The 11,431-nt window shown below is 66.9% G+C and carries 6 protein-coding genes; 1 reads left to right on the forward strand and 5 read right to left on the reverse strand.

Features of this window, described 5'->3' with window-relative positions; genetic code table 11:
• Positions 1 to 66 precede the first annotated feature (66 nt).
• Entirely contained in the window at positions 67 to 666 is a 600-nt protein-coding gene (gene wrbA / locus MZV50_RS21605; protein WP_252631383.1) for an NAD(P)H:quinone oxidoreductase, read from the reverse strand.
• A 139-nt stretch (positions 667 to 805) separates the two neighbouring features.
• Here wrbA and MZV50_RS21610 point away from each other — a divergent pair, with 139 nt between their 5' ends.
• Positions 806 to 1,705: a LysR family transcriptional regulator gene (locus MZV50_RS21610; protein ID WP_252631385.1), complete on the forward strand. Its 900-nt coding sequence runs from the start codon at positions 806 to 808 to the stop codon at positions 1,703 to 1,705.
• Between the two features lie 113 nt (positions 1,706 to 1,818).
• Here the strand turns inward: MZV50_RS21610 and MZV50_RS21615 are convergent, their stop codons facing one another.
• The 4 genes from MZV50_RS21615 to MZV50_RS21630 form a co-directional block, all read right to left on the reverse strand.
• Positions 1,819 to 4,779, reverse strand: a complete 2,961-nt coding sequence (locus tag MZV50_RS21615; RefSeq protein ID WP_252631387.1) for a glycoside hydrolase family 31 protein — start codon at positions 4,777 to 4,779, stop codon at positions 1,819 to 1,821.
• Positions 4,680 to 6,308 (reverse strand): GH35 family beta-galactosidase, encoded by a 1,629-nt coding sequence (locus tag MZV50_RS21620; protein WP_252631389.1) that lies wholly within the window; start codon positions 6,306 to 6,308, stop codon positions 4,680 to 4,682. The genes MZV50_RS21615 and MZV50_RS21620 overlap by 100 nt, the downstream gene beginning before the upstream one ends.
• Positions 6,309 to 6,730: 422 nt before the next feature.
• Positions 6,731 to 8,248, reverse strand: coding sequence for a tryptophan halogenase family protein (locus MZV50_RS21625; RefSeq protein ID WP_252631390.1), 1,518 nt, complete (start codon positions 8,246 to 8,248; stop codon positions 6,731 to 6,733).
• Between the two features lie 90 nt (positions 8,249 to 8,338).
• On the reverse strand, positions 8,339 to 11,275 hold the full coding sequence (locus MZV50_RS21630; protein ID WP_252631391.1) for a TonB-dependent receptor: 2,937 nt from the start codon (positions 11,273 to 11,275) through the stop codon (positions 8,339 to 8,341).
• Between the last annotated feature and the right edge of the window lie 156 nt (positions 11,276 to 11,431).

Raw genomic sequence — 11,431 nt, forward strand, 5'->3', positions numbered from 1 at the left:
GGCCGGCCTCTACAGCCGATCACGCTTGGCGGGAGGGGGCGCGACCGGTCGCCAACCGGCGTGGGATCAGCCGTGCAGCTTGATCGCGGTCTCGGCGATACGGCGGCCCTGATAGCGGGCGCCGGCCAGCTCGTTCTCGCTGGGCTGACGCGAGCCGTCGCCGCCGGCGATCGTCGTGGCGCCGTAGGGGCTGCCGCCGGTCACTTCGTCCAGCGTCATCTGGCCGGCATGGCCGTAGTCCAGGCCCACGATCGTCGTGCCGAAGTGCAGCAGGTTGGTGATGATCGAGAACAGGGTGGTTTCCTGGCCGCCGTGCTGGGTGGCGGTCGAGGTGAAGGCCCCGCCGACCTTGCCGTGCAGGGCGCCGCGCGCCCACAGGCCGCCGGCCTGGTCGAAGAAGGCCGCGACCTGCGAGGCCATGCGGCCAAAGCGAGTCGGAGCGCCGACGATGATGGCGTCGTAGTTGGCCAGATCTTCCACGGCCGCGACCGGGGCTTCCTGGTCAAGCTTGAAGTGGGCGCCCTTGGCGATGTCCAGCGGCACGGTCTCGGGCACGCGCTTGATGTCGACGGTCGCGCCGGCTTCGCGCGCGCCCTCGGCGACGGCCTTGGCCATCGTCTCCAGGTGACCGTAGGACGAATAGTAGAGAACCAGAACCTTGGCCATGACGGCGAATTCCTCGGATTTCTGTCGCGGGCGCGCCAGTGCGCCCGTCGTCCATGGTGTTTTGCCCCAGCACAGCCTTGCGAAACAGCCGAATAAAATCGTCTAATATGTTCTGATTTTTCGAACGATTGGAACCGCCATGACCCAGCCCGGCGCGCCCACCCTGGACCAGCTGACCGTGTTCCTGACCGTCGTCGAGGCTGGCGGCTTCGCGGCCGCGGCGCGGCGGCTGAACCGGGCCAATTCGGTGATCAGCTACGCCATCGCCAATCTGGAGGCGCAGCTGGGCCTGGCCCTGTTCGACCGCGAGGCCGCCAAGTCGCCGGTGCTGACCGAGGCGGGCAAGGTGATGCTGGCCCAGGCGCGGGTGATCGCCGGCGACGTCGCCAACCTGCGCGCCCAGGCCAAGGGCCTGCTGCAGGGCCTGGAGGCCGAGGTGCACCTGGTGCTGGACGTCATGCTGCCGACGGCGCGCGTCGTCGACGCGCTAAGGGCGTTTCAGGAAGCCTTTCCGACCGTGGCCCTGCGCCTGCACATCGAGGCCCTGGGGGCGGTGACCCAGATGGTGCTGGACCGCCGCGCCACCCTGGGCGTCGCCGGGCCGCTGGACGTGGTCAATGGCGGCGACCCGCTGGACTATATCGGCGTCGGCCACACCTTGCTGATCCCGGTCGCCGCGCCCGACCATCCGCTGGCCCAGGGCCGCAACCCGCCCGGCGCCGGGCGGTCCCATACCCAGCTGGTCCTGACAGATCGCTCTCGCCTGACCGAGGGCCGCGACTTCGCCGTCGCCAGCGTGCACACTTGGCGGCTAGCCGACCTGGGGGCCAAGCACATCCTGCTGAAGGAGGGTCTGGGCTGGGGCAACATGCCCGAGCCGATGGTCCGCGAGGACATCGCTGCCGGCCGGCTGAAGCGCCTGGACATGCCCGAGCTCGTCGAAGCCCACTACGCCCTGCACGCCATCCACCGCAGCGACACGCCGCCGGGCCCGGCGACGGCGTTCCTGATCGAGCGGTTTCGCGGGCAACCCAACTGACGGCGCGGCCGCCCTCGCCCTTCGACCAGCTCAGGGTGAGGACGACGTTTAAGCCCGTGCAGTAGGAAACCTCACCCTGAGCTTGTCGAAGGGCGAGGTTTCCACATCCACCGCTACTTCCGCGTCACCACCACGGCGTCACCGGCGTACTCCACCGTCGCGTCGGGCGCGGCGTCGAAGTCGGTGGGCTTGGCGCCCGCGCCGATGAAGCGGATCTTGAAGGTCCGCTTGTCGACCATGCCGTCGAACTTGCCCGAGCGGGCGCCGATCACGACGCGGCCCGAGGCGTTGTCGTAGCTGATCGGGATGCGGCTGTAGGCCCCGCGCTGATAGGCCAGGGTCAGGCCATCGTCCTCGTAGAGCTCGTACTTGCCGTCCTTGCCCGTGTAGATCACCAGCGTGATCGGCAGGTCGGGCTTCTCTCCGACATACTGCTGGACCTCGGTGGTCGGCACGATCGCGCCGGCCTTGACGAACAGCGGCATGCGGTTCAGCGGCGCGTCGGCCTTGATGGTCTGGCCGCCGGGGTGGGCCTTGCCCGTCTGGAAGTCGTACCAGGTGGTCCCGGCCGGCAGGTAGACCTCGCGCGAGCGGGCCTTGAAGCTGGTCACCGGGGCGACCAGGAACGCCGAGCCGTACAGGTACTCGTCGTTGACGTCGCGGGCCTTCAGGTCGTTGGGATAGTCCATGACCAGGCCGCGCATGATGCTGCCGTCGCGGTGATAGGTCTCGCCCGCCAGGGTCAGGGTGTAGGGCATCAGGCGGTAGCGCAGCTGGTCGTACCAGACGAGGCTGTTGTAGACCTCGGTGCCTTCGTCGGCGAGGTTCCAGATCTCGCGGAAGGGCTCCTCGCCGTGGCTGCGGAACAGGGGCGAGAAGGCGCCGAACTGATACCAGCGCAGGTTCAGCTCCTGCCATTCGGGCCAGTGCTTGGGGTCGCGCTTTTCATAGCGCTGCTCGACCGAGAAGCCGCCGATGTCGGTGGTCCAGTTGGGAATGCCCGACATCGACAGGTTCACGCCGGCCGAGATCTGGTCCTTGAAGTCGTCCCAGCGGGCGACGACGTCGCCGCTCCACAGGGCCACGCCCTGGCGCTGGATGCCGCCGAAGCCCGAGCGCGAGAAGATGTACGAGCGCTTGTTCGGGTCACGCGCGTGCTCGCCGTCGAACACCGCCTGGGTGTGGATCAGCGGATAGGAGTTGAAGAACTCCGCGCCCGGCCCCTTGGCGGTCGGCCCCATGCGCAGGGTGCGCTCGGGGATGTCGAGGTTGGAGTGCATGTCCGGCTCGTCGCTGTCCATCCACCAGGCGTCGATGCCGATGCCGCCCAGGTTCTCCTTGACCTGGCGCCAGTAGATGTCGCGCGCTTCCTGGGTATAGGGATCGTAGAACGAGTTCAGATAGCCGGGGCCGACCCAGTCCAGCGCGCCCTGCTCGACGTTGCGGTGGTACATGTACCCCTTGGCGTCCAGCTCCTTGTAGTTCTTGGTCGTCGGATAGAACTTCGGCCAGATCGAGATCATGAAGTGGGCGTTCTCGTCGTGAACGTCCTTCAGCATCTTGGCCGGGTCGGGGAAGCGGGTCTCGTCGAACTTGTGGCTGCCCCAGCTGTCGTCCTTCCAGTAGCGCCAGTCGAGCACGATGTTGTCGAGCGGGACCTGGCGCTTGCGGTACTCCTTGACCACCCCGACCAGCTCGTCCTGGGTGTTGTAGCGCTGGCGGCTCTGCCAGAAGCCGTACGACCAGCGCGGCAGGGCCTGCGACTTGCCGGTCAGCTCGCGATAGCCGCTGACCACCTGGTCCAGGTTGTCGCCGGCGACGAAATAGTAGTCGATCGTGTGGGCCACTTCCGAGGTCAGGGTCAGCGACTTCTGCTGCGCCGCCGGGATCGGATCGTTGTGCAGCAGAGCGACGTAGCCCTGGTTGGGATCCCACTCGACGCGAACCTTGTGCTTGCTGCCAGCCTTCATCGGGACGGTGAAATTGTGGAACCACGGGTTCCAGTTCTGTCGCCAGCGGTCGATCTTCAGCTGGCCGTCGACATAGATCTTGGCGTAGCTGGACGAGTACAGCTTGAACTTCTGCACGCCGCTGGTCTTGGGCTCGACATAGCCTTCCCAGACCACGGTCGCGCCCTCCACCGGCTTCTTGTCCGCCGTCTGCAGCTCGGCCGGCCACTTGGGGGCGTCGTCCAGGAACTGGTAGTCGATGTCCGCCTCGGTGCGGGTCAGCTTCAGCGCGCCGTTGACGTAGTACTTGGCCGTGAAGCCGCCGGGCTTGCCGTTAGCGTCGGTGACCTTCAGGTCGCGCGAGGCCAGGGCGTAGGGCGTCGGGTCGCCGAAGCGGGTGATGCCGTTGTTGTCCCACAGGACGCCGTAGTTGCGGGTCGACAGCACGAACGGGATGGCGATGTCGCGATTGTACTGGGCCAGCTCGACGTCCTGGCCGTTATAGTTCATCTGGCCGTTCTGGTGCTGGCCCAGGCCGTAGAAGCCTTCGTCCGTGTTCGGATTGAACCGTTGCGAGATGGCGTAGAAGTTCTTGCCGTCGATGGTGTGCGGCTTGAACGCCTGGCGGCCCTGCTCGGCCAGGACGGTCTTGCCGGCCGCGTCCTTGAACGAGACGGCGCCGGTGGCCAGCGCCACTTCCGCCGTGGCCTTGCCGGCCTTCAGCACCACCTTGCCGCCCGCTTCCGTGACCGTGAAGCCGCTGGTCTTGGGTTGAGCGATGACCATCAGGCTCTGCAGCGCGTCGATGGTCTCGGTCGGCGAGGCGGTGACGCGGATGGCGCGGTCGCTCATCACCTGCAGGCGGACCTTCTTGGCCGGGCCCGAGGCGGGGGTGACGATGACGCCGTCGGCGGTCTTCTCGAAGCCGCCGTCGAGGGCGAAGGCGGAGGTGGAGGCCATCAGCGCGAGGCTGAAGGCGGCCGAACCCAAGGAGGAAAGCGTGAGTATGCGCATGGCTGGTCCCGTCAGTAGGTGGCGAGCTTGACCCGCAGGATCTGCGAGCCGCCGGTGAAGTTGAGGCCGTAGTCGGTCTGGTCGCCGTTCCACAGGCGGTCGAAGACCCATTGGCCGTTCTCGAAGTGACCCTCTTCCACGCGGGCCAGGATCATGGGCTTGTTGTCGTTTGCGGCGCGGCCGAATTCGATGCGGACGTTGCGGCCGGTGACCAGGAATTCGTCGGGCGACAGCTGGGCGACGACGCCGCCGCCGTCGGGACCTTGCGGGCCGGGCGGACGATCCTTGAGCCAGGCCCAGTCCGAGGCCCCGAACTGCCACTTGCCGTAGCGCAGGGTGACGGTCCAGGCGCCCAGGGTCGTCGACTGCGGCGCGCGGTCGTCGGGCTCGGCGCCACCGAACACCTTGCCCTCGTAAGACAGCTTCGCCCATTCGCGGGCCATGGGACCCAGCAGACGGTAGTTGGCGGCGAAGGCCTCGACCGTCGCCTCGTCCAGCTTGGCCGCGCCCAGCGGGAAGTTGGCGTAGCCGGTATAGTCCATGCCGAACGGCGAGAAGCCGATGCCCTGGCGGCCCAGGGTGTCGAAGACGTAGCGGGCATAGACCGGATCATTGCCGGTCTCGGCCACAAACAGGGCGTTGCCGGGCCGCTTGTAGTGGGCCAGGGCCGCCGAATACTTGACCGACTCCTTCATGTAGATATCGGGCGCGATCAGGTCGATCGAGGGGGCCGCGGCCTTCCAGACGTCCAGGACGTTGTCGGTCGGGCCGCCGGCCGAATAGCTCTTGGGCTCGCCCGGCTTGATCGGATCGCGCAGGGCGGCGTTGACGTACATCGGCAGCGGATAGACCGCCTTGCCCGCCGCCGCGACCTGGTCGACGAAGCGGCCGATATGCCAGGCGTGGAAATATTCGTCGGCGTCCTTGCCGAAGGCTTGCGACCACGTGCCCGGCTTGACGCCCACGGCCTTGACCAGGGCGGCCGGCGCGGGGCCATCGAAGACTTTCTGGGCGGCGGGGCCGAAGTCGCGGACCGTGCCATAGGTGCCGGTCTCGTTCTCGACCTGGACCATGATCACCGTCCGGTCGGCCGCGTCCTTGGCCTTCAGGTGGGTCATCAGGGCGACGAAGGCTTTGCGGTCGGCGTCCAGGGTCGACTGGGCCAGCGGCGACATCGAGTACGAGCGCTCACCCGTCTCCTTCTTCAGGCGCGGGAAGCGCTTGTCGTCCAGCTTGACCCACTCGGGCGCGTAGGACGGCGAGCTGTTCTTCCAGGTGCCGAACCACAGCAGCACCAGGCGGACATTGTGCTCGCGGGCCTGGGCCAGCAGCAGGTCCAGATACGAGAAGTCGAACTTGCCCTCGACCGGCTCGATCTGTTCCCAGGCGATCGGGACCTGGACGGTGTTGGCGCCCATCTTGGCGATCGCCGGCCAGACCTTGGGCATCTGCGAGGGCCAGGCGGACGAGTTGTTGACCTGAGCGCTCAGGATCAGGAACGGCGCGCCATCGACCATCAGGGCGTAGCGGCCGTCCTTCTGGACCAGCCGCGGGGTCTCGCGATCGGCCGCGACCGCGCCCGAGGCCAAGGCGAGCGCCAGGGCCGAGACCATTCCCACAGCGAAGCGTGAAATCCCCATCCGCCTCCTCCCAAAACACGCGCGCCAATCGATGTTAGCGCTATCAATTCTATTGTCGGACGATTGCCGGGCCGAAGGGCGATGACAAGTCCGGTTCGACGGTTTCCCCGGTCAAAAAAATCCGCGCACCGCCGCAGGTGACGATGCGCGGGGAAAGACGCCGCGCGGCCTCGGGGAGAGGCTGCCGCGCGAGGCGCGCCGAGAGCCATGAATGCCCCGCCGCGCCGCCTAAGCTAGCCAGACTATAGTCGTATAATTCAGACCAACAAGCGGTTTTGATAGCGTTGTCATTGGCAATCGCCAGCCCCGCGCCCTGAACACGCCCAGCCCCGGCGCGACCGGAGATCGATCCGTGAACTCGGCTTGAACCCCCGCTTTCGCGGCGACGGGTGGATAGAGGGCAGACCCAGTGAAACATGGACCTACACCCCCATCGCATCCGCCTTACACGCCGCCGCGATGAAGGCGTCGTGGGTGGGCAACCTCGAGACGAGGCCGGCATTGTCCTGTCCCACCCGACGCACCGCCACCACGACCTCGTCATAGGCGGGTGCGTCGGCCAAGCGGTCGTAGTCGCGCGGCTGGATCCCCTGCCCCAGGAACACCGCCAGCCAGCTGGGCTCGGCGAACAGTTGCTCGTCATAGCGGGCGATCTTGGCCCGGCTGCGGAACAGCTCGATCTTGTGGGCCAGGCTGTCGGGAACCGTCATAGCCCCGCAATGGCGCCACAGCGGCGCATCGTCCCGTTCGGTGGCCTTGTAGTGCAGGATGATGAAGTCGCGGATCTGCTCGTATTCGATCTGGGTCAGGCGGTTGAACTCGGTCTCGGCGGCCGGGTCGTGGCCGCCCAGTGGCAACAGCGACAGCAGGCGCAGGGCGCCGGTCTGGATCAGGTGGATGCTGGTGCTCTCCAGCGGCTCCATGAAGCCGCCCGCCAGGCCCAGGGCGACGACGTTCTTGCTCCAGCTTTTCTTGCGGCGGCCGGCGGTGAAGCGCAGCGGGCGCGGGTCGGCCAGGGCCTTGCCGTCCAGATTGGCCAGCAGCGCGGCGGCGGCCTCGTCGTCGCTGATGTGGCTGCTGCAATAGACATAGCCGTTGCCGGTGCGGTGCTGCAGCGGGATCCGCCACTGCCAGCCGGCCTCGCGCGCGGTCGCTCGGGTGTAGGGCGTCAGCGGATGGACGTTCTCGCACGGGACGGCCAGGGCGCGGTCGCAGGGCAGCCAGTGCGACCAGTCCTCATAGCCGGCCTCCAGCGCCTGCTCGATCAGCAGCCCGCGGAAGCCCGAGCAGTCGACGAAGAAGTCGCCCTCGACCCGGCGTCCGTCGGTCAGGGTCAGGCCGGTGACGAAGCCGCTCTCGGGGTCCTGCTCGACCTTGGCGATCTTGCCCTCGGTGCGCTTGACGCCGCGCGTCTCGGCGTAGTCGCGCAGGTAGCGGGCGTAGAGGCCCGCGTCGAAATGGTAGGCATAGCCCAGGCCCGGCACGCCGGGCGGCAGCGTCTTGGGCGGGATGGCGAACTTGCCGGCCTTGGCCGCCACGGCCGACAGGGCGTAGCTGTCCAGGACGCCGCCCTCTCCGTTGGCCCGCAGGCGCAGCCAGTAGTTATGGAAACCGACGCCATCGATCGGCTGGCCATAGACGCCGAAAGGATGGAAGTACTCGGCTCCGAGACGGCCCCAATCGCGAAACTGGATGCCCAGCTTGAACGTCGCCTGGGTCTTCTTGATGAAGTCGATCTCGTCGATGTCCAGAAGGCCGTTCAGGAACTGGATCGGCGGGATGGTGGCCTCGCCGACGCCGACCGTGCCGATCTCCTCGGACTCGATCAGCTCGACCTCGCCGATCCTGCCCTTCAGGGCCTGGATCAAGGTCGCCGCGGCGATCCAGCCGGCCGTGCCGCCGCCGACCACCACGAACTTGCGATAGGGACGACGGGTCATGGGCGTCCGGTTCTCGAAATAGGAGCGTCATCCCGGAAGCCTCGAAGAGACCATCCGGGATGACACGTTAGAAGTGCGCGAGGTGGGACGCTAGAACGTCCCGCGCAGCACGACCGAGTAGCGGCGGTCGGCCACCACCCAGTTGTGCCCGGTCAGCCCCTCTTCGGGACGGCCCGGATAGCTGACCAGGATCTTGGTCTTGGTGTTGGTCAGGTTCACGGCCTGGAAGCCGATCTTCAGCTTGTCGCTGACCGTATAGAACACCGACCCGTCCAGCTGGCCGTAATCGTCGCTCCAGGCGGGGATGTTGATGTTCGCCGCCGTGGTGGTCAGGAGGTAGCGCTCACGCCAGTTGTAGGCCAGGCGGGCCGAGACCTTGCCCAGGTCGTACAGCGCCGCGACGTTGTAGCTCTTCTTCGACAGGCCCTCGAGCGGCATGGCCTCGCCGACCGCGCCGGTGACGTTGCCGACCTGGGTGTTGTCGTAGGGATTGACCGCCGCGTTGCGGGCGCCCTTGCTGTCCACATAGGTGAAGTTGGCCTGGACCCCGAAGCCCTTCAGCAGGCCCGGCAGGAAGTCGTAGTACTGCTGGTAGGCGACCTCGAAGCCTTTGATCGTGCCGTGGCCGGCGTTGTACGGCTGGATCACCTGGACCGTGCGCGTCACCCCGTTGTTCGTGAACTGCATGTTCTGCGAACCGTTGGTGATGAAGTTGTAGATGTCCTTGTAGAACACCGTCGCCGTCAGGCTGCCGGTCGGCGCGAAGTACCACTCGTAGGCCAGGTCGTACTGGGTCGAGCGGATCGGCTTCAGGTCCGGATTACCCGCATTGGCCGTGTACTGATAGACGCAGTTGGCCCGCGTGGAGCCGGGAATGGTGTTCGAACAGACGCCGCCCGTCAGGAAGCCGTTGGTGGCGCTGATCGTGTAGTTCGGCTGCAGTTGCTGGAAGTCGGGGCGCACGACGGCCTTGGCCGCCGCGACGCGCAGGAACATGTCCGGCGTGATCTTCAGCCGCGCGTTGAAGCTGGGCAGGATATTCACATAGTCGCGGCCGCCGACATAGGCGCTCTTGGCGCCATTGGCGAACTGCCCGTCAGCGGCGGGGATCTGGGTGCCCTCGGAGACGGCCTCGGCGTTGGTGTTGAAGACCTGCAGACCTTGGCTCTGCGTCTCGGTCTTGACCACGCGGACACCGATGTTGCCGTCAAGCTCGCGCTCCTCGCCGCCGACCGAGACGTCGTGGCCGAAGCGCAGCATGGCGTAGCCCGCCAGGGTCTTTTCCTTCTGGTGGTTGGTGCTGCCCTTGCCGCCGGTCTGGCTTTGGTCCTCGAAATCGCCATTGAACGGACGCCAGCCGCCGCCGTTCGCCGCCGCGATCTGGCCCAGGATCGTCGAGGTCTTGCCGTACTGGTTCACGAACGACGCCGTCGGCATCACGAACGCCGCCGGGACCTGCGCCTTGCCCCGGAAGTAGTCCTCGAACGGGAACAGCTCATAATAGCCCTGGTAGCCGTTCAGCGTACTGATCGGGGCGACCGAAGGCCCGCCCCAACTGGGCGCCACCGTATCCCAGCGATAGGCCGTCTCGCGCGTCGTCGCCTGGCGATAGGTGTCGCGGACGCCGAAGCGGAACGACTTCAGCCAGCCGTCGCCATCGAACGTGTAGGCGCCGTCGAAGCGCATCGCCAGTTCGCTGCCTTCGTTGCGGTCATGGTGGTCCATGGCCGCCTGCAGGTAGTAGTTGGCCGGGTTGGTCAGGAACGCCTTGTCGTTGTTGACCGTGATCGACGGCAGGCCGCCGGTGACGTCCAGCGTGGCGGGCAGGGTCGAGCCGTTCAGCGCGTTGAAGGCCGTGAAATCGACCGTCTTGGTCTTGGCGTAGATGTACTGGACATCGCCGCTGAAGGACCACTTGTCGTTCGGATTGTACTTCAGGTTCAGCGAGTAGTCCGAGGTCACCGAGCTACGCTCGGCGTAGCGGGTATCGATCAGCGACGACCCCAGGCTGGTCCCGCCGGCCGTGTCGGCCAGCGTGCCCTTCAGGAAGCGGCCCGCGGAATCGTAGGTGAAGCTGGTGCCGGCGGCGGGGCCGTCGGCCGTGCCGGGGTTGAAGCCGTTGGCGCGCTCGGTCGACGCCTGCAGCGCCGAGGACCGCAGGAACTGCAGCGTGGCTTCCCACTGGTCGTTCGGGCGCCATTGGACGGCGGCGTCGATGCCCTTGCGCTCGCGGTCGAACTCCAGGCTGCGATAGCCGTAGCCGCCGGGGACGTAGACCGTCTTGCCGGGGACCAGATCGGTGCGGACGTTGTAGGGGTCGACCGAGATCGTGTCGGTGCGGCTCTTCAGCTTGGAGTCCGACAGGTCGATCAGGAAGCCGATCTCGCCGATCCCGGTGTCCCAGCGGTCGCTGTACAGCACCGAGCCGGACGGCTTCCACTTCTTGGCCAGGTCGCCATAGCTGGCGTCCAGCGAGTAGGCGATGATGCGCTTGGCGCTGTCGAACGGCAGGCGGGTGCGCAGGTTGACGGTGCCGCCGACGCCGCCCTCGATGATGTCGGCCGACGGGTTCTTGTAGACGTCCACCCCAGCCATCAGCTCGGGCGGAATATCCTCGAAGCTCAGCGTGCGGCCGGCCTTGGCCGAGAAGCTGTCGCGGCCGTTCAGTTCGCCGCGCACCCAGCTGAGGCCGCGCACCTGCACGCCCGAGCCCTCGACCGAGATGCGGTCGGCGTCGCGGCCGTCCGAGGTGCGGCCGATGGTGACGCCGGCCACCCGCTGCAGGGCTTCGGTGACCGAGCGGTCCGGCAGGGCGCCGATGTCGGTCGAGGTGATCGAGTCGACCAGTTGCTCGGCGTTCTGCTTGATCTTCTGCGCCGACTGGATCGCGGCGCGTTGGCCGGTGACCACGACCTCCTCGACGACGTCGTCGCTCTTGGTCTGCGCCGCTTGGGCGGGCGCGGCTTGCGCCAGCGCCACGGCGGGCGTGATCCCACAGAGAACCAGCGCCGAAGCGCCAGCGAGCATGAGTTTGCGATGAGATGAATCGTGGCGCTGCATGGCCGTTCCTTCCCCCTGTTTCGAGCCGTCCCGGTCCGTTCTAGGGCGTCCGGTGACGTGCGGCCTTCAGGCGCCGCGTGCTCCACATCGTTAGCTATAATCGTATAATTCCGACCTTCAAGC

Origin of the sequence: Caulobacter segnis, from assembly GCF_023935105.1 — a bacterium.
Taxonomy (GTDB): domain Bacteria; phylum Pseudomonadota; class Alphaproteobacteria; order Caulobacterales; family Caulobacteraceae; genus Caulobacter; species Caulobacter segnis_B.